Below are 19414 nucleotides of genomic sequence, written 5' to 3'. Positions count from 1 at the left end.
GCACCGGGAATGTCTACTACCGCGACGCCGACGACTCGCACCAAAGTGCTGCTCGTCGACGACCACGATCTGATCCGCCGCGGCTTGCGGCACGCTTTCGAGCGCGACCGCCAGTTCGAGGTGGTGGGCGAGGCGGCCACCGCCGCCGAGGCCATCCGCCAGGCCGGCGCTTTGCAGCCCGACGTCGTCATCATGGACCTCCGCCTGCCCGACGGCAGCGGCCTGGAGGCCACCCGCGCCCTGCGCAAGACCAGCAACAGCATGGGCATCGTCGTGCTGACCATGTACGCCGGCGATGACCAGCTCTTCGGCGCCCTCGAGGCCGGCGCCTCGGCCTTCGTGCCGAAGACGGCCCCCGCCGACGAGGTCGTCGCGGCCGCCCGCCACGCGGCGTCCGCCCCGAGCGCCTTCACCGCCGCCGACCTGGCCGAGGCGATGAAGCGCCGCCTGGCCCCCAGCGGCCCGCAGCTGTCCCCGCGCGAGGGCCAGGTCCTGCGCCTGCTCGCCGACGGCATGAGCGTCGCCGGCATCGCCAAGCAGCTGTTCGTCTCGGAGTCCACCGCGAAGACCCACATCTCGAAGCTCTACGAGAAGCTCGGCGCGGCCAACCGCGCCCAGGCCCTCATGACGGCCCTGCGCCTGGGCCTGCTCGAGGCGCCGGACGCCCCCAGCTTCTGAGTTCGGTTCTACCCCCGGATCAGCGCCGACGGCCGGCTTTCCGACCCATACCCCCGGCAAGCCGGCCGCGCCATTCCCTTTCCCGGAATGCCCTGGCCCGTTTCGGCATTGTCATCCGCCGATCGCACTATTCCCGTGCAAGAAGCGCATGCAGCCGAGCCGCCTGCGTTTCCCATCGCCACTCGGATTCGACCCAGGCCCGCCCGGCCGCCCCCATTCGAGCGGCCAGTTCGCGATCGACCAGCAGTCGAATCACCCGCTCGGCCACTTGCCCGACGTCGCGCCCCGCAACGACGAACCCGGTCTCCCCTTCTTGCACCGCGTCGGGCGCCCCACCCGAGTCACCGGCGATTACCGGCAGTCCGGTGGCGGAGGCTTCGAGGTACACAATGCCAAGCCCTTCGACGTCCAACCCGCGCCGCCGCGTCCGGCAGGGCATGGCGAACACGTCCCCCGCTGCGTAGTGCGCCGGCAGCTCCCCCCAGGACACCGACCCGGTGAACACGACGTCCCGCTCAACCTGGTTCTCGCGCGCGAGCCGCTCCAGCATCTTGCGGTACGGCCCCCCGCTCACCACGAGCAACGCCGCCCCCGGCACCGCCGCCTTGACCGCGGGCCACGCCCGGATGAGCACGTCCTGCCCCTTGCGCGGCACCAGCCGCGACACGCACACCACGACGGGCCGCTCCAGCAGCCCGTACCGCCGCCTGACGTCGCTCCCGTCCACTTTCGGCGAGTAGGCGTCCACGTCCACCCCCGGCGCCAGCCGCTGCAAATCGGTGAGCCCCCCGACGGCCTTCTCCAGCCGCACCCGCGTGTACTCCCCCAGGTACGTCACGACATCGGCCCCCCGCGCAATGCGCCGCAGCAGCCCGCGCGCCCCCGGCAGCGCCGCCCACCCGACTTCGTGCCCATGCGTCAGCGCAACGACCCGCGCAACCCCCGCCCGCCGCCGAAGCCCGTCGGCAAGCAACCCCAGCGGCGCCGCCGCCCCGAACCAAACCCGGTCACACCCACGCGCACGCGCGATCTCCGCCGCCCGCCGCGCCACCCCCGGCGTCGGCAACAACATCCCGGTGTCTTCGCGCACCACTTCGAACGGCTGCCCCCCGTCAAACTCCCGCGCCCCTCGCCAGGTGGAGGCGTACACGACAAGATCGCGCGCCTCCCGCACGGCCAGGTTGTGCACGAACTGCTGAATCCCCCCGGGCCGGGGCGGAAAGTCATTGGTGATCAGCAGCGTGGCACCCATTCCGAGCACGTTAGCGGCCCCCACCTTCCCCCGCCGCGCCAGCACGCCCCCGGGCACTCGCGACGGCGCAGCAGCCCACGCCCGGTCGCCGCGCCGACTCGTGCTTGTGCGTCGTGGCTGGCGGCTCCCGCTGTGCCGTGCTGTCGGTCCCGCGTCGCGCCATGGCTCCTGAACGATGCCGCGCCCTCGCCTCGCGTCCCGCGTCGCGCCGTGGCTCCTGAACGATGCCGCGCCCCCGCTTCGCGTCCCGCTGTGTCTCGGCTGCGCCGCGTGAACCTGAGGCGGCGCAGCTGTCCGCACCGGAGCGCCTTCGTGGGCAGCCGTCCAACCCCTGGCGGGCATCGTGACGCGAGAGGGGGCCCGGCGCCGCAAGCGGTCGAGCACGGGCACGGAGTCGGCGCGACCAGGCACAGCGACGGAGCGTCGCGGAACGGTGGGCATGGTCCGGCACGGTCACGCAGCCCCGCACGGCAAGAGCCAGACCGGCCAGGCACGGGGACGGAGGGCGGCGCGGGGCGGACCGGGGCACGGTGGGGCGGGCGGGGGCACGGCACGGGGCACGGCGCCGGCGCGGCCCAGGGCACACCGTCGAGCGCGGCGCGGGGCCGCGGTGCGCGGGGCGGGGCCGCGGTGCGCGGGGCGGGGCCGCGGTGCGCGGGGCGGCGCAGCGCGCGGCCGGGCCGTCGGCATGGCGCGCGGGCCAGCGCGGGCGGCGCAGCGCACGGCCGGGCCGTCGGCATGGCGCGCGGGCCAGCGCGGGCGCCGCAGCGCGTGGCCGGGCCGTCGGCATAGCGCAGGGCAGCTCAGAGGGCTGCCGGGGTCATACGCACGAAGCAGCACGGCTCACCAGACGGGACAAGGCGCGGCGACGCGCGGCGACACGCGGCCGGCCGGGACACGTGGCGTCGCGCGCGGCCCTCGGTGAGCGGACGGCCCGGGCCGGCGCGGCGGGCGGCCACCTGGGCGTGCGGGAGTGGCACGGCGTACAAGACAGGGCAAGACGCGAGACCGGTGGGTCACCTGGCATCGCACGGCCCCATAGCGGACGGGCCGCGCGGGGCGGCGCATCGGGCGTCCAACGGGGCACATCGAGACGGCGCTGCGCACGAGGCGAGGCACGACGCGGCTGACGGGCAGCGCACGGCCAGCGACATGGGATCGCTGGTCCCGGCTGCCGCGCGGGACCGGGGCGGGGCACGTGGCATCGCATCGCCCGTCCCGCGGCGACCGGCGCCCGCGGAGCAGCGCAGCGGACGTCCAACGGAGCGCGCGGAGGCAGCACGGCGCACGAGGCGAGGCACGGCACGACCGACGGGGCGGAGCACGCGGCATCGCATCGCCCGTCCCGCGGCCGACCGGCCGGCCGCGCTAAGCGGTGCGGCACAGCGGGCGGCGGGCGGGACGTAGGCCAGGGTACGGCGCACGGGCGGCGCGGCGCACGGGCGGCCGGCCGGGCGGGCTGGAGCGGGCCAGGCGGGGCCGGAGCAGTCACGGGCGGGGCCAGACCGGGCCGGGCCAGGCGGGGCCGGGCCAGGCGGGGCCGGGCCAGGCGGGGCCGGGCCAGGCGGGGCCGGCGGGGCCGGGCCAGGCGAGGCAGGCAGGACAGGCGGGCCAGGCGGGGCCGGAGCAGGCACGGGCGGGACCCGGCGGGGCGGAGCAGGCCGGGGCGGGGCGGCGCAGAGGCAGCGGGCGGGTGGGCGGCGGTGTGGTCAGGGATGGGGATGGGCGCGAGCCCAGGCGCGGGCCGCGGCCATGCGTTCGACGGCCGTCGGGTGGGAGCCGAACAGGAACTGTTCGAGTGGGTTGGGGTCTGGGTCGCCCAGGTTGACCAGGGACAGGCGGCCCTGCATGGCCTCGAACTCGGTTGGGTCGTGGGTCAGGTTCAGGGCGTGCTGGTCGGCCCTGGCCTCGACGCGGCGTGAGATCAGGGCCTGGGCCGGGCCGGCGAACAGGCCGGCGACGGTGGCTATCGCGAGCAGCAGGGCGATCGCGCGGGGCTCGGCTATCGAGTCGACGCGGGCCAGGCGGAGCAGGGCGGACCAGGAGCCGAGCAGGTACAGCGCGCAGACGGCGGCGGCCGCGCCCAGCGCGCCGAGCAGGGTGCCGGTCAGGACGTCGCTCTGCTTGGCGTGGCCGAGCTCGTGGGCGACGACCGACTCGACCTCGGCCGGTGGGGCCTTCTCGAGCAGCGTGTCGTACACGACGATGCGGCGGGTCGGGCCCAGGCCCGACACGTAGGCGTTGACGGCGCGGGTGCGGCGGGAGGCGTCGGCGATCAGGACGTCGCGGACCGGGACGCCGTCGCGGGCGGCCATTTCCATCAGGCGGGTGCGCTGCTCGCCCGCGGGCATGGGGGTGAACTTGTTGAAGACCGGCTCGACGAGGACCGGGAACACGAAGCTGAGCAGGATCGCGAGCGCCGCCGCGCCGGCCGCGGCCCAGGCCCACCACCAGCGCGGGGCGAAGTGGGTGATGGTGAAGAAGCCGACGAGGACGATGGCGCCGATGACCGCGCCGACGGCGTAGCCCTTCAGCAGGTCGACGGTCCAGCCGCCCCAGCCCTGCGTGGACAGGCCGTAGCGGCGCAGGATCGACTGGCGCCAGGCGGCCAGCGGCAGGGCGAAGACCTCGCCGACCAGGGTCACGGCGAAGCCGCCGAGCAGGGCCCGGGCCAGCCAGTGGCCGCCGAACGGCCGGCCGGCCTGCTCGACGATCCACGAGCCGGCCGGGGTCAGGCCCAGCGCCAGCGCGACGAGCAGGCCGACGACGAGCGACAGATACATGTCGGGGCGCAGCGCGGCGTGGAATGCCCGGCCCTGGGCGACCGCGTCGTGCGGCAGCGTGTCGAGCGCGGCCAGCTGGTCGGCCCGGGGCGCGGGCGCCGCCGTCCACGGCACCCGCAGCATCGCTACGACGGCTGCCGCCGCGATCAGCGCGACGAGCGAGATCATGGCCCAGACGCGAGGGGTCATCGCGACAGCCTATGCGGCGTGCCCGCGGCGGCGCCGGGGTGACGGGACGGGTTTGACGGGCAGGGTCTCGAAGTGGGTGGGCTCGAGCACGGTGACCTCGAAGCCGGCCAGCTCGAACACCTCGATGGCGCGGACCTCCTCGGCGCCGAGCTGGTGGAACGCGGGCGGTGTGTCGAGCAGCAGGGTGACCACGCAGGTGGTGCAGGCGTTGCCCCGCACCGAACAGCTTTCGCAGTCGACGAGCATCGCTCCTCCATTACCGACGTGCCGGTGTTGCGGCCTGCGGCCACGAGCACCGATAGGCGGCGTGAACCGGATAGCACGAACGGTAACGGTGGGGTACGACAAAAATGGGAAAGCCCAGGTCAGGAGCGTGAGAGGCGGCGCAGCAGGGTGTCCGACGACAGCGGATAGGCCCCATGCCGGCGTACCCCGTCGATGACCTCCTTGTCCGAGGAGATCACCACGATCGGCCGGCCGGGCGGCTCGGCCCGCACCAGGCGCCGGATGAGCTCGTCGGCGGTCTCGCCCTTGCGCGAGAACAGCACGCGGACCCCGCGCGGCGCCGGCGGCAGGCCGTGGACCCGCTCGGCGCCGTCGAAGACGACCGTGACCTCGGCGCGGGTCTGGGCGACCAGGCCGCCGACGCCCGCGATCAGCCGGTTGCGCTGCTGCTCGAGGGAGATTTCGGCGTACCCCTTCTTGGTCACGTTGTACCCGTCGACCACCATGTGCGCCTTGGGCAGGCTGAGCAGCTGATCGAGGCGGGCGGGATCGTCGGCGTCGAGCGCGCGCGCCGACCCCGCGCCGGCGTTCTCGGGCCGGTCGGCCGAGGTGTCGGCGACGAAGTCGGCGGGCAGCTTGTCGGTCGGGTCGAGGGCCAGCTCGCGCCGCAGGCCGACGGCCGCCTGGCCGATGGTCTCCAGCAGCAGCCACAGCCGCGCGTCGTCCACGGCGCGGGCGTCCTTGGCGCTCTGCCGCTGCGCACCCGCCGCGGTCTCGGCCTCGGCCAGCTTGGCCCGCAGGCGGCGCAGCTCGGCGTCGTGGTCGGCGGTGGCGCGGTTGGCCCGGCCCTTCTCGGCGGCGAGCATGTCGGTGGCCTTGCGCTCCTTGGCCTGCGACTCGCGCAGCGACTTGCTCAGCGAGCGGACCTCCTCGCGCAGGCCGGCCGCCTCGTCGCGCAGCCGCGCGAGCTCGTCGCGCAGCTTGTCGGCCTCGACGCGGGCCACGGCGCGGTCGTGCTCGGCGCGGGAGAGGCGCTGCTCGACGTCGCGCACCCGTTCCGCGGCCAGGGCGTCCTCGGCATCGGCGCGTACAGCTTCCGTGGCGTCTGTAACCAGCGTGCGCCAGCCCTCGGGGCGGGCCAGGTACGCCAGCGCCGCCACCTCGACCGGGTCCGCGGCCGCCGGCGCGACGCCCTCCAGGATGGAAGCGCCCAGCTCACCGGCGTCGCCGACCACCCTCGTGGCGAGCCGCTGGCGCAGCAGCGGGTCACCGGCGAGCTGCATGGCGATCATCGGGCCGCCCAGGCGGGCGCGGCGGTTGGGCGCGAACTTGGCCACCCGCCGCAGCGGCATGGGCAGCTCGTCCAGCGGCAGGCCGGTCATCGCGCCCGCGGCCAGGGCGATCACGCGCTGGCGGACGGGCTCGGGCAGCACCGGCTCGAGCTGGTCGTCCTCCGTCTGCGCAGCCTCGACAGCGGCCTCGAGGTCGAGGCCATCCGGAACGTCGTGCGCAGACATCACTCCAGTGTCGCATTCTCGACCACATTCGCCCGGGATGGAGTCCAGGACCGGCGCCTTAGCTCGAAAGGCTAAAAGCTGACATATCCTTATTTCACCCGATTAGGTGGACGGCTTGGGAGGCGGTCATGGCGGCACCGGTACCCCAAAACGAGGCGGATCGGCTGGCAACGCTGCACGCCATGGCCGTTCTGGATACACCCCCCGAGACCGATTTCGACGACATAGTCCGGATCGCCAGCGAGATCTGCGGCGCGCCGATCTCACTGGTCACGCTGGTCGACGCTGAGCGGCAGTGGTTCAAGGCCAAGGTCGGCGACATCGACGTCGCCGAGACGCCGCGCGAGGTGGCCTTCTGCGCCCACGCGATCATGGGCCGCGACCTCATGGTGGTGCCCGACGCGACCGCCGACGCCCGCTTCGCCGACAACCCGTACGTCCAGGCCGCCGACGGCATCCGCTTCTACGCCGGCGCACCCCTGCTGACCAGCGGCGGCGCCGCGCTCGGCACGCTCTGCGTGGTCGACCACTCGCCACACCGGCTCAACCTCGACCAGATGCGCGCGCTGCGGGCCCTCGCCAAGCAGGTCACCGAGCTGCTCGAACTGCGCCGGCTGGTGGTCACCGCCGAGTTGCAGGCCCGGCCGGAGCCGCGGGCGGTCGACCTGGCGTACCTCACCGAGGCCCGCATCCGCGAACTGCGCGGCATCGCCGACGCCCGCAACATCGCGATCACGCTGGGCCTCACCGACGCGACCACGGTGCACGCCGACCCGGCCAAGCTGTCCCGGGCGCTCGACTACGTGATCTTCAGCGCGCTCAAGCTGGCACCGGCCGGCGGGCGCGTGGCGGTACGCGTCCTCGGCACGCCCGTGCCCACGATCGAGATCGGGCACGCCGGCGGCAGCATCCGCCCCGAGTGGCACACCGACCTGGCCGGCATCCGCGAGGCCGACGAGCCGGTCCCGCGGGTCGTCGCCGACATCCTGCGCGCGCACGGCGCCACGGCCATGGACACCTCGGCGATCGTCGGATCCCCGGACGTCCGCTTCGAGCTCCGGTTCCCGCCACACTGATTTTCGCGGCGGTACCCCCAGATAAGTGCAGGTCGCGGCCTCCCCGCCGGTTTTTGTCACACCCTGGCCGTAGTGTGCGCCCCGTGCCCGACTACTACCAGGAATCACTCGACGCCCTGTTCGACGACCCTCGTGCCGCGACGCTGTTCGCCACGACGTTCGTCGTGGTCGACCTGGAGACGACCGGCGGCGCGCCGGACGGCGGGGGCATCACCGAGATCGGCGCCGTGAAGGTGCGCGGCGGCGAGGTGCTGGGCGAGTTCGGCACGCTGGTCAACCCCGAGGAGCGGCTGCCGTCCTTCATCACCGTGCTCACCGGCATCACCGAGATGATGCTGCTCGAGGCACCCAAGCTGGACACGGTGCTGCCGAGCTTCCTGGAGTTCGCCAAGGGCAGCGTCTGGGTCGCGCACAACGCGCCCTATGACACCGGGTTCCTGAAGGCCGCCTGCGCCAAGCACGGCTACCCGTGGCCCAAGCCGATCGTGCTCGACACCGCCGCCATCGCCCGGCGCGCGATGATCGCCGACGAGGTGCCCAACCACAAGCTGTCGACCCTGGCCCGGCACTTCCGCGCGGCGACCCAGCCGATCCACCGCGCCCTCGACGACGCGCGGGCGACCGTGGACGTGCTGCACGGGCTGTTCGCCCGGCTCGGCAGCCTCAAGGTGCACACCGTCGGCGACGTGATCGAGTTCGTCAAGGCGGTCAGCCCGGCCCAGCGGCGCAAGCGGCACCTCGCCGAGGGCCTGCCCGACGCGCCCGGGGTCTATGTGTTCCGCGGGCACAAGGACCGCCCGCTGTATATCGGGACGAGCTCGTCGATCGCCACCCGCGTGCGCAGCTACTTTACGGCGGCGGAGAAGCGCGCCCGCATCGACGAGATGCTCAACGCGGCCGAGCGCGTCGAGGCGATCCCGTGCGCGCACTCGCTGGAGGCCGAGGTCCGCGAGCTGCGATTGATCGCCGCGCACAAGCCGCCGTACAACCGCCGGTCGAAGTTCCCGGAGCGCGTCATGTGGCTCAAGCTCACCGCCGAGGCCTATCCGCGGCTGTCGGTGGTGCGCGACGTGCACGCCGACGGCGCCGCCTATCTCGGGCCGTTCGGCTCCCGGCGCGGGGCCGAGCTCGCCGCCGCCGGCATCTACGACGCACTGCCGCTGCGCCAGTGCACGCACAAGCTCTCCCCGCGCACGCCCACCCCGGCCTGCGCGCTCGCCGAGCTCGGCCGCTGCCCGGCGCCGTGCGAGCACCGGATCTCCGTGGAGGACTACGAGGCACACGCCGCCGCCCCGTTCCGCACGGCAACGGTCGGCGACCCGAGCCCGATCGTGCGCGGGCTCATGGCGCGGATCGAGACGCTGTCGGCCGCCCAGCGCTACGAGGACGCGGCGGCGATCCGGGGCCGGCTCATCGTGTTCCTGCGCACCGCAATCCGGATGCAGCGCCTCGCCGCCCTGAGCGCCCTGCCCGAGATCGTCGCCGCGCGGCCGTCCGCGGCCGGCGGCTGGGAGATCGCCGTCGTGCGCCACGGGCGACTCGCGGCCGCGGGCGCCTCACCCCCGCGGGTGCATCCACAGCCGACGCTGGATGTGGTCTTGGCCACAGCGGAGACCGTCTCGCCCGGCGCCGGCCCGACCCCGCGCGCCTCCCCCGAGGAGACCGAGCGCATCCTCGCCTGGCTCGAGCGACCGGAAACACGGCTGGTCAAGACCGATATAGGCTGGTCGTCACCGGCCGACGGCGCCGGCCGATGGCGACCGTTTCTCGCCCGTGCGGAGGCCGCCGCCACGGTTCAGACTGATTTGGATGGGTAGGCACATCGGACGAACGCACATACTCAAATGACCGATCGGATGCCCGATCGGTAACTAGGCTGGAACCTACCCAAACCCAGGCCCGCCCGGCCCGTCGGTGAGGAGGTGCCGCATGGAGCCCGGTCTGGAGTCCGGCGCGCCCTTCGGCGCGGCCCCCTCCCGGGTGTTCAGTCCGCCGGGCTCGGTATCGAACGCGCCGGGTAGCAGTCCCCCGACAGCCGCACCGCCAGACACACCCGTCGAAAACAGCGCCCAATCGAGCGGCAACGCCGGCGGTCATGCGAGCCCGAGCAGCGCCCAGCCGAGGCCCGGCACCAGCCACAGCAGCGCCCGTGCGAGCGACGCCGGCGGCCACACGAGCGACAACAACGCCCACGCAACCGACGCCGGTGGACACGCAAGCCCGAACGGCGCCCAGCCAAGGCCCGGCACCAGCCACAGCAGCGCCCGTGCGAGCGACGCCGGCGGCCACACGAGCGACAACAACGCCCACGCAACCGACGCCGGTGGACACGCAAGCCCGAACGGCGCCCAGCCAAGGCCCGGCACCAGCCACAGCAGCGCCCGTGCGAGCGACGCCGGCGGCCACGCGAGCCCGAACGGCGGGCCGCCGAGGGCTAGCTCTGGGCAGACCGGGCCGGGCGCCGGGCACGATGCCATTGCGGCGGCTGGGCCCGATCCCGGGCGGGCGGGCTTAGGCGCGGCGCGAACCGGGGCGGGCAGCGCCCATGCGGGCAACGGCGCCAACCGGGCGGCGGGCGGCCATGGCGGTGCAACAAGCATTCACGCTGGTCAGGGTTCTGCGGTGGGCACGTACGGGGTGGCGGCGCGCGGTGCGTCCACTGTCGACGGTGGGTCCGCGACAAGCGGGGGCTCCGCGGGCGATGCAACCGCAACGGCCCGGTCCGATGGCGGTGCTGGTGCTGAAGCTGCGACTGGGTCCGACGATGGGGCGGCTGGTTCAGACGACGGTCATAGTCCCGACGCGCAGCACGGTCCCGGTGCGCTGAGCGATCCGGTCCAGGTTGGCGAGTCCGACGTACCCGGTCTGCAGGGCGAACCTGGTCAACCGGGTGTAGCTGATCGATCGGTGTTGTTTGCGGGATCGGGCATTGCGTCCGGTCCCGATGTGCACGTCGCGGCGCTGGGCATCGGTGGCGGTCTCACTCCGGGTCCGAGTGCGACGCACAGCGAGTACATGTTGGACCCAGCGGCGTCGGACGGCAACCCCATGGAGTCGTCGATTTTCCGTGTCGGGCGGGTCGTTGCGTTCGGATCCGCGATGACCAGCCACGATGCCCGGCTGCTCGACGATGAGACCATCACGGCCGTCGAGACGATCCGGGTTGAGCCGCTCGGCGGCGGCGGGGGGTTTGCGACCAGCCCGCCGGGGACCGTGAAGCCGCCGGGGGTGTTCGGGGCGGCCGCCGGTACGGGCGGGAGCGGGGGTGATCGGCTCCACGCCGGTGAGATGTTCCTCGGGCCGAAGGGGCTGCCGACCGCGGCGATCAACACGCCCGAGGCGCCCGCCAGGCGGCGGCCGGCCCCGGTGGCGGTGGGGAGCGCGGACCGGGCGACCGGCGAGCGGGTACCGGCCGACCGGGCCCAGCACGAGCGCGTCCAGCCCGACCGTGCGCCGCAGGACCAGGCCCAGCCCGACCGCAGTCCGCAAGACCGCACGGCGCAGGACCGGGAACAGCAGGACCGGGAACAGCACGACCGGGAAAAGGCGGCACAGGACCAGGGAACGCAGGACCGCGGAAAGCACGACCGGGACGCGCAGGACCGGGGGAAGCACGAGCGCGACCAGCAGGAGCGCGTCCGGCACGAGCCGGTGGAACGCGACCGGGGCGCGGACGAGCGGGTTGTCAACGAGCGCGGTACGCAGCAGCACGAGCGGGGCGAGCATCCGCAGAGCGGTGGGGACTGGCCGGCCAACGAGACCCGGCAGTGGCAGCAGAACGGCGAGAGCGCCGAGCAGGACGCGCTGGAGCGCCAGCGATCGAGCAAGCCCCGCAACACGCACGACCAGACGCACGAACGGCGCGAACCGAACCCCCGCAACGAAGCCCCCGCCGAGCCGGCGCAGAGCGGCATCGAAGCGGCAGCCGAGACGGAGACGCCGCAGACCGAGGAGCCGAAGGCCGCGGAGCCCGGCGGCGCGGCAAAGGACGGCGCGGCAAAGGACGGCGCGGCAAAGGGCGGCGCGGCGAAGGGCGGCGCGGCGGGCAAGAAGGCGGGCAAACCGGCGCCGCGGGCGAAGGTTCGTGAGGCGCGGCCGGACGACCGGTACGCGGCGCCGCGGCAGAAGCTGGTCGCGCCGCCGACCGATGACTCGCCCGAGGTGCCGCGGCCGCCGAGCTACTCGGCGCTCGTGGGTGGGGCGGTGCCCGGGGATCCGACGTCGACGTACACGGCGATCATCGGGTCGCGGCTGCGGGCGATTCTGCCGTGGCAGTCCAGCGATGATCCGATGGCGCCCATCATCCGGGCACACCGGCAGATTCACACGACCGCGGACGTTGCGCTGCTGCGGCGGGCGTACGGGACCGCGGAGCAGATGCACCGCGGGCAGATGCGCAAGAGTGGCGAGCCGTTCATCACGCACCCGCTCGAGGTGACCGAGATCCTCGCCGATCTCGGGATGGACACGACGACGCTGGTCGCGGCGCTGCTGCACGACACGGTCGAGGACACCGACTACACGCTCGGGGCGCTGGAGCGGGACTTCGGCGGCGAGGTCGCGCTGCTGGTCGACGGGGTCACGAAGTTCGACAAGATGTTCTACGGCGCCGACGCCGAGGCCGAGACGATCCGCAAGATGATCGTCGCCGCCGGGCGGGACGTGCGGGTGCTGGTCATCAAGCTGGCCGACCGGCTGCACAACATGCGCACGATCGACGCGCGGTCGGTGAAGAGCCGGGTGCGGATCGCCACGGCGACGCGGGAGGTGCTGATTCCGCTGTGCGAGCGGCTCGGCATCCAGGCGCTGAAGCGGGAGCTCGAGGACTGGGTGCTGCGCGCGGTGTCCCCGAGCGGGTACGCGGTCGTCGCCGACTACGTGAACCAGCGGGTGGGCTGGGACGGGTACCTGGAGAAGGTCACCTCGGCCGTCGGCACCGACCTGAAGAAGTTCGGGATCGACGCGACCGTGGCGCCGCGGCCCCGGCACCTGTACTCCATCTGGAAGGACACGGTCGACGGCAACTACGCCGAGCCGCACGACCTGCCGCGGGTGGTGATCGTCGTCGACGGGCCCGAGACCGACTGCTACGCGGCGCTGGGCGCGGTGCACGGCAAGTGGCGGCCGGTGCCGGGGCGGTTCAAGGACTTCATCGCCACGCCCAAGAACAACAACTACAAGTCGCTGCACACGACCGTGCTCGGGCCGGAGGGGCGCTCGCTCGAGGTGCTCATCCGGACCGTCGAGATGCACCAGGCGGCCGAGTACGGCATCGTCGCCAACTTCCGGTACCCGATGACGGCCGCGCGGTTCGGGCCGGCGTCGAAGGCCGAGCAGCTGGACTGGCTGCGGCGGCTGCTGGACTGGGAGGCGGCGGCGTCGGACCCGGCGCAGTTCATCGCCTCGCTGCGCTGTGACCTCGCCGAGGACCAGATCCTCGTGCTGACGGCCGGCGGCGGGCGGCCGGTGCTGCTGCCCAGCGACGCGACGCCGGTCGACCTGGCGTACATCCTCGGGGCCGACGTTGGCAACCGATGTATCGGCGCCCGGGTCAACGGCCGCCTGACCGCCGTCAGCTCGCCGCTCGCCGACGGGGACACCGTCGAGATCATCACGCGGGCCGGGCAGCGCGACGAGTTCGACCTCGACGCCGACGCGCCCGCGCGCGGGCCGTCGCCGGAGTGGCTCGAGTTCGTGAAGACGCCGCACGCCCGGCTGCACATCAGCCGCTGGTTCGAGGCGCACGAGGCGCCGTCGATCACGGTGGCCAACAAGGTGCGCCTCGGGCGGCTGGCGATCGGGCTGGCGCTGCGGCAGCAGGGGCGCGGCCTGGCCAGTGACCTGCCGCTGGTGCGCCTGGCGCCGCGGCTGGGCTACCCCGACCTGGAGACGCTGCTCGTCGCCGTCGCCGACCACGCGCGCACGGCGGATGACGTCGTGGCCGAGTTGATCGCCCTAGTCGACCACTCGCCCCGATAGCTCACTAGCCTTACCCGGATGACGGACTTCCGTGCCCTCGCGCGCGCGTGGACGTACAAGACGTTCTACCGCCTGCCGGGCCGCTGGCGGCGGCGGATCGTGCGGACGTTCCAGCCGACGTACACGATCGGCGCCGTGGCGATCGTGCGCGACCCGCAGCTCAGCCGGATCCTGCTGCTGCGCCAGCCCCCGGGCGCCGGCTGGTCCCTGCCGGCCGGGCTGATGGACCGCGGCGAGACGCCGGCGCAGTGCGCCGCCCGGGAGCTCGGCGAGGAGACCGGGATCAAGCTGCCGGCCGAGCGGATGCGCCCGGCCACGCCGAACGCGGTCGTGCACACCCGCGGGCAGTGGGTCGACATGGTGTTCGAGGCCGAGGTCGAGCCGGACGTCGAGCTCGTCGTCGACGCCGCCGAGGTCATCGAGGCGGCCTGGCACCGGCTGGACAACCTGCCGCCGCTGACCGTCTCCACGTCGGCGCTGCTGGCGCACTACGACATCGGGCCGTACCGCGACTACCCCGAGGTCCGCGAGGCATGAGCACCGAGATCTGCGCGGTCGTGCTGGCCGCCGGCGAGGGGCGGCGGCTGCGGCCGCTGACCGAGCACCTTCCCAAGGCGCTGTGCCCGGTCGGGAACGTGGCGCTGCTGGACCGGGCGCTGGAGCGCGTGCAGAAGCTGGGCCTCGACACCGCCGTGAACGCCTGCTACCTCGGGCACATGGTGGTCGAGCACGTCGGCGACCGGGCCCACCTGTCCGTCGAGCCGGGGCAGCCGCTCGGCACCGCCGGCGGGCTGAGCCGGCTGCGGGACTGGATCGGCGGCCGGGGCGTGCTGGCGGCCAACGCCGACGCGTACCTGGCCACGGAGGGCGCGCCGCCCGGCGAGGACATCGCGGCGCTGCTGGCCGGCTGGGACGGGCACACGGCACGCCTGCTGGGCGTCCCCGGGCCGCCGCACGAGTTCGGCACCCACCGCTTCGCCGGGTTCTCGCTGCTGCCGTGGGACCTGGTGGCGCAGCTGAAGCCGGAACCATCGGATCTGGTACGCGAGGCGTGGCGCCCGGCCGAGCGCCAGGGCCGCCTGCAGGTGGTCGAGTATCCGGGCACCTACCTGGACACCGGCACCCCGGCCGCCTATCTCGAGGCGAACCTTCATGCCGTACACCATGGAAATCTCGTCGCCGCGGACGCCACCGTCACCGGAACGCTGGACCGGGCCGTCATCGGCTCGGGGGCGGTCGTCGCCGGGCGGGTCACGCGCGGGGTGGTGTGGCCGGGCGGCGAGGTCGGGCCGGGCGAGACCGTCACCGACGCGATCCGGGTCGGGCGAGGGCTGACGGTGCCCGCGCACTAGCATGACGGTGTCCACATGCTGGAAGGAGCACCGCAGGTGATCACCGCGATCGTTCTCATCGACTGCGCCACCGACTCGATCCCGGAGGTGGCCGAGAACATCGCCAACCTCGACGGAGTCAGCGAGGTGTACTCCGTCGCCGGCAACACCGACCTCATCGCCATGGTCCGGGTCCGGCAGTTCGAGGACATCGCCGAGGTGATCGCCAACAAGATCTCGAAGGTGCCCGGCGTCGTCGACACCGACACGCACATCGCCTTCCGGGCCTACTCCAAACATGATTTGGAGGAGGCGTTCGCGATCGGGCTGCCGGACGCCGACTGATTTGCGGCACCCGCCGCCCGGCGCCGGAAGAAGCGCCCGTTTGCCCTGGTTACGGCGTCGGGAGTGCGGCAAATCGCATCGAATGAGCGCCGTGCACCGGGTACCCTCGCGGCCATGAGGATCGGCATCGTAGGGGCCACCGGTCAGGTCGGCAGCGTCATGCGCCACATCCTGGCCGAGCGGCAGTTCCCGGTAGACGAGTTGCGACTGTTCGCCTCCGCCCGCTCCGCCGGGCGGCCCATCGACTGGCAGGACACGCAGGTCACGGTGGAGGACGCGGCGACCGCGGACTACGCCGGGCTCGACATCGTGCTGTTCTCGGCCGGCAAGGGCACGTCGAAGGAGCTCGCCCCGAAGGTGGCCGCCGCCGGCGCCGTCGTGATCGACAACTCCTCGGCCTGGCGGATGGACCCCGACGTGCCGCTGGTCGTCGCCGAGGTCAACCCGCACGCCGCCGCCGCGCGGCCGAAGGGCATCATCGCCAACCCCAACTGCACCACGATGGCCGCCATGCCGGTCCTGCGCCCGCTGCACGACGAGGCCGGGCTGGTCGCCATGGTGGCCGCCACCTACCAGGCCGTCTCCGGCGCGGGCCTGGCCGGCGTCGCCGAGCTCGACGAGCAGGTGCGCAAGGTCGCCGACGGCGCCGCGGCGCTCGCGTTCGACGGCTCGGCGGTGGAGTTCCCGGAGCCGAAGAAGTTCGCCCGCCCGATCGCGTTCAACGTGCTCCCGCTGGCCGGCGCGATCGTCGACGACGGCTCGTTCGAGACCGACGAGGAGCAGAAGCTGCGCAACGAGAGCCGGAAGATCCTCGAGATCCCCGGCCTCAAGGTCTCCGGCACGTGTGTGCGCGTCCCGGTGTACACGGGCCACTCCCTCCAGCTGAACCTGCGCTTCGAGCGCCCGATCTCCGTCGAGCGGGCCACCGAGCTGCTCTCGGCCGCCCCCGGCGTGCAGCTGAGCGAGATTCCCACCCCGCTGCAGGCCGCGGGCGCCGACCCGTCGTACGTCGGGCGCATCCGCGTCGACGAGACCGTCGACAACGGCCTGGCGCTGTTCATCTCCAACGACAACCTGCGCAAGGGCGCCGCCCTCAACGCCGTGCAGGTCGCGGAGCTGCTCGCCAGGTAAGTCAGACAGGTCAGATAAAGCGCCCGAACCACTCGAGGATCGCCTCGAACCGCTGGATGCGGTGCGACGGGCGACCACTGCGCGACAGTTCGTGGCCCTCACCCGGGAAGAGCAGCAGCTCGACCGGGGCGCCCCGGCGCTTGAGGGCCACGAACAGCCGGTATGCCTGCTCGACCGGGCACCGCCAGTCCTGCTCCGAGTGGATGATGAGCATCGGCGTCGTGATCCGGTCGGCGTATGTGAGCGGGCTCTGCCGCTCGAAGTCGCGCACGTACAGCGAGTCGGCGAAGTACCAGCCGATGTCCGACGAGCTGGCGAAGCTGTCGATGCCGTTGACCGCCCGCTCCGACACCGCCGCGCGGAACCGGTCGCCGTGGTGCCCGGCCAGCCACGTGGTCATGAACCCGCCGTGCGAGCCGCCCAGCACGCCGACGCGCCCCGCGTCGAGGTCCGGGGACTTCAGGGCGGCGTCGAGCAGCGCCAGGAGGTCCACGGCGCTCACCTCGCCGACGTTGCCCCGGATCGGCCGTCCGTGCGCGGCGCCGTACCCCGACGAGCCGCGCGGGTTGCCGAGCACGACCGCGTAGCCCGCGCCGGCATAGACCTGGGCCTCGTCGAAGAGCCGCCAGCCGTACTGCGTGTAGGGCCCGCCGTGGATCATCAGCAGGACGGGGTGCGGGCCGTCGCCGGCGGGCCGCACGACCCAGCCGTGCACCGGATACCCGTCGGGCGCGGTCGCGGTGACCTCGACCGGCTCGAGCGCCTCGAAGCCGTCGGAGAAGCCGGTGAGCCGGGTCTCGCCGGCCCTGATCGCGTAGACCTCGCCCCAGTCGGCCGGCCCGGCGATCGTCGCGGCGAGCACCCCGCCCGCCCACGCGAAGCCCGCCACGTGACGTTCGCCCTCGACCACCGCGGTGGGCGGTGCGCCGTCAAAGGGCACCAGCAGCAGTTGTACGGCACCCCGCCGCTCGTTCGCGAACAGCACCCCGTCCGGGATGACGTCCAGGTCGCCGCCCGGCATCGCCAGCTGGTACTCCTCGGGGTCGAGCAGCGGCCGGACCGCACCGCCCTCGGCGCTCACCGACCACAGCGAGTCGTTGCGCAGCACCGGGTCGACCCGCCCCTCCCCGGCCGGGGCGGCGGCGAAGACGACGGCCGTGCCGTCGGGGGTGAACCGGGGCAGGCTCGGCTGGTACTCGGCGCCGGTCAGCGCCCGCAGCCCCGAGCCGTCCGCGCGGACCACGCAGACGTCGGCCGCGCAGTCGTTGCCCCACTCCTCGTGCCGCGCCGACACGAACGTGAGCCACTCGCCGTCCGGGCTCCACCGCGGGTCGTCGTGGTCGCGCTCCCCCGAGGTGATCCGGGTGACCTCGCCGTCCAGCCCGGCCACGAACAGGTGCGCCGGGCGGTCGCGCAGGAACCCGACGCCGTCGATGCGGTTGGCCAGCTGCGTGATGCGCCGGGGCGGCTCGCCGTCGGCCCCGATGACCTCCCCGTCGGCGGTGCGGCCGGTGCCGTAGCGGGCTTCCTGCGGTACACGAGCGGAAAATGCCAGCCGGGTGGAGTCGGGTGACCAGGCGGGCGTGCCCACGCCGAGCGGCTCGCCGGTCAGCCGCCGCGCCTCTCCCCCGCCGACCGGCATCACCCACAGCTGCGGCTTCGCGCTCTTGTCCACGCGCCGCAGGAACGCGACCCACCGCCCGTCGGGCGAGAACCGCGGCGCGCTGTCGTGCCACCCCTGCGTGAACTGTCGTGGCGCCGCCCCGCCGTCGGCGGGCACGATCCACAGCTGCGAGGTGTACGCATCGGTGGCGAGGTCGGCCCGCGAGACCCCGACGACGACGGTCGCGCCGTCCGGGCTGATCGCGGGCGGCCCGGGCGTGCGGATTTGCGGCAGATCGGCTGGTTTCACGTCCAGCACAGTATCGGCGGACCCCCTCCTTACCCACCGGTAACCTCCTACCCCTACCCTCGAAGCATGGAGCCGACGGTGGAGACGGTGGAGCGCGGCGTCGATCGGATCGCGCTGCACATATATCCGGCGCCCTCGACGGCGCCCGTGCTGGCCGTGCTGTGGCCGGCGATGGGCGTGCCGGCGCGCTACTACCGCGCGTTCGCCACCGCCCTGGCCTCGGCCGGCGTCGCCGTGGTGGTGGCCGACCTGCGCGGCACGGGCGCCTCGACGCCGCCGCCGTCGCGGGCGTCCCGGTACGACCTGGCCGATCTCACCGAGGACGTGGACGCGGTCCTGCAGTTCCTGAAGCCGCGCCGGGCCGGTCGGCGCACGGTCCTCATCGGACACTCGCTGGGCGGGCAGGCGTGCGCGCTCCATCTGGCCGCCGAGCCCGCCTCCGACGTCGCCGGGCTGGCGTTGCTGGCGGTCGGGGTGCCGTACTGGCGCCGCTACCCCGCCGGGCAGCGCCTCCGGGTGCTGCTGCAGACGCAGACGCTCGGCGTCGCCTCCACGCTGCTGCGGGTGTGGCCGGGGTGGGGGTTCGGCGGGCGGCAGGCGCGCGGGGTGATCCGGGACTGGGCGCGTACGGCCCGCACGGGGCGCTATCCGGCCCTGCGGGGCTTGGACATGGAGGCGGCACTGGCCCGCGTGACGACGCCCGTGCTGGCGGTCGACATGGCCGGGGACCTGTTCACGCCGCCCGGTACGGTTTCGCATCTGCTGGAGAAGCTCTCCTCCGCCTCCGTTACGCGGGAGCACTACGAGCCGGGGCCGCCGATCGACCACTTCAAGTGGGCGAAGCACGGCGGCGCCCTGGCCTCTCGCGTGGCGGAGTGGGCCGCGGCGCTCCCCTAACGCGCCGCTGGCGGCCCTTCCACGGTCGTTGCGTCAGCTGGCCGCCTCCGCCGGCCGGCGTCACGCGCCTCCGGAGGCGAGCCCGCAGCCGCCTCCGTT

General features: G+C 73.6%; 15 protein-coding genes. 9 read left to right on the top strand and 6 right to left on the bottom strand.

Translation table 11 applies throughout. The features are described 5' to 3' along the window. The first annotated feature begins 9 nt into the window (after positions 1 to 9). Entirely contained in the window at positions 10 to 678 is a 669-nt protein-coding gene (locus ACQEVU_RS03330) for a response regulator transcription factor (protein WP_344610478.1), read from the top strand. A 127-nt stretch (positions 679 to 805) separates the two neighbouring features. Here ACQEVU_RS03330 and ACQEVU_RS03325 read toward each other — a convergent pair whose 3' ends face one another. The 4 genes from ACQEVU_RS03325 to ACQEVU_RS03310 form a co-directional block, all read right to left on the bottom strand. Next, a complete protein-coding gene (locus ACQEVU_RS03325; RefSeq protein WP_433320333.1) occupies positions 806 to 1930 on the bottom strand; it encodes a glycosyltransferase family 4 protein in 1125 nt (374 codons plus the stop codon). A 1709-nt stretch (positions 1931 to 3639) separates the two neighbouring features. Beyond that, the gene (locus tag ACQEVU_RS03320) at positions 3640 to 4902 is read right to left on the bottom strand and encodes a M48 family metallopeptidase (protein ID WP_433320330.1); all 1263 of its coding nucleotides are present in this window, start codon (positions 4900 to 4902) and stop codon (positions 3640 to 3642) included. Positions 4903 to 4911: 9 nt separating this feature from the next. Then, positions 4912 to 5148, bottom strand: coding sequence for a hypothetical protein (locus ACQEVU_RS03315; protein ID WP_433320327.1), 237 nt, complete (start codon positions 5146 to 5148; stop codon positions 4912 to 4914). Positions 5149 to 5267: 119 nt separating this feature from the next. After that, complete coding sequence (locus tag ACQEVU_RS03310; protein ID WP_433320324.1) at positions 5268 to 6644, bottom strand: NYN domain-containing protein; 1377 nt, start codon at positions 6642 to 6644, stop codon at positions 5268 to 5270. Positions 6645 to 6826: 182 nt separating this feature from the next. Here ACQEVU_RS03310 and ACQEVU_RS03305 point away from each other — a divergent pair, with 182 nt between their 5' ends. Together ACQEVU_RS03305 and ACQEVU_RS03300 are read left to right on the top strand one after the other, a co-directional pair. Next, positions 6827 to 7720, top strand: a complete 894-nt coding sequence (locus ACQEVU_RS03305; protein WP_433320321.1) for a GAF domain-containing protein — start codon at positions 6827 to 6829, stop codon at positions 7718 to 7720. Between the two features lie 83 nt (positions 7721 to 7803). Next, positions 7804 to 9537: a DEDD exonuclease domain-containing protein gene (locus ACQEVU_RS03300; RefSeq protein ID WP_433320318.1), complete on the top strand. Its 1734-nt coding sequence runs from the start codon at positions 7804 to 7806 to the stop codon at positions 9535 to 9537. A 276-nt stretch (positions 9538 to 9813) separates the two neighbouring features. Here the strand turns inward: ACQEVU_RS03300 and ACQEVU_RS03295 are convergent, their stop codons facing one another. Next, the gene (locus ACQEVU_RS03295) at positions 9814 to 10197 is read right to left on the bottom strand and encodes a hypothetical protein (protein WP_433320315.1); all 384 of its coding nucleotides are present in this window, start codon (positions 10195 to 10197) and stop codon (positions 9814 to 9816) included. Positions 10198 to 11881: 1684 nt separating this feature from the next. Here ACQEVU_RS03295 and ACQEVU_RS03290 point away from each other — a divergent pair. From ACQEVU_RS03290 to ACQEVU_RS03270, 5 genes are all read left to right on the top strand, one after another. Beyond that, positions 11882 to 13699: a RelA/SpoT family protein gene (locus ACQEVU_RS03290; protein ID WP_433334764.1), complete on the top strand. Its 1818-nt coding sequence runs from the start codon at positions 11882 to 11884 to the stop codon at positions 13697 to 13699. 18 nt (positions 13700 to 13717) lie between these two features. Continuing rightward, positions 13718 to 14236 carry an NUDIX hydrolase gene (locus tag ACQEVU_RS03285; RefSeq protein WP_433320312.1) on the top strand — a complete coding sequence of 173 codons (519 nt, stop codon included), beginning with the start codon at positions 13718 to 13720 and terminating at the stop codon, positions 14234 to 14236. Then, entirely contained in the window at positions 14233 to 15051 is an 819-nt protein-coding gene (locus ACQEVU_RS03280) for a nucleotidyltransferase family protein (RefSeq protein WP_433320309.1), read from the top strand. The genes ACQEVU_RS03285 and ACQEVU_RS03280 overlap by 4 nt, the downstream gene beginning before the upstream one ends. Before the next feature lie 36 nt (positions 15052 to 15087). Further along, positions 15088 to 15375: an Lrp/AsnC family transcriptional regulator gene (locus ACQEVU_RS03275; RefSeq protein ID WP_433334762.1), complete on the top strand. Its 288-nt coding sequence runs from the start codon at positions 15088 to 15090 to the stop codon at positions 15373 to 15375. A 114-nt stretch (positions 15376 to 15489) separates the two neighbouring features. Further along, positions 15490 to 16506: an aspartate-semialdehyde dehydrogenase gene (locus tag ACQEVU_RS03270; RefSeq protein WP_433320306.1), complete on the top strand. Its 1017-nt coding sequence runs from the start codon at positions 15490 to 15492 to the stop codon at positions 16504 to 16506. Between the two features lie 10 nt (positions 16507 to 16516). Here the strand turns inward: ACQEVU_RS03270 and ACQEVU_RS03265 are convergent, their stop codons facing one another. After that, positions 16517 to 18418 carry a S9 family peptidase gene (locus tag ACQEVU_RS03265; RefSeq protein WP_433320304.1) on the bottom strand — a complete coding sequence of 634 codons (1902 nt, stop codon included), beginning with the start codon at positions 18416 to 18418 and terminating at the stop codon, positions 16517 to 16519. A gap of 66 nt (positions 18419 to 18484) precedes the next feature. On the opposite strand from ACQEVU_RS03265, the gene ACQEVU_RS03260 reads away from it, so the two are divergent. Continuing rightward, positions 18485 to 19315 carry an alpha/beta hydrolase family protein gene (locus ACQEVU_RS03260; RefSeq protein WP_433320301.1) on the top strand — a complete coding sequence of 277 codons (831 nt, stop codon included), beginning with the start codon at positions 18485 to 18487 and terminating at the stop codon, positions 19313 to 19315. Positions 19316 to 19414: the final 99 nt, after the last annotated feature.

Origin of the sequence: Dactylosporangium sp. CA-139066 (assembly GCF_050936175.1) — a bacterium.
GTDB lineage: Bacteria > Actinomycetota > Actinomycetes > Mycobacteriales > Micromonosporaceae > Dactylosporangium.
Note: the sequence above shows the minus strand (reverse complement) of the source record. Positions and strands in the feature narration are given on the sequence as shown.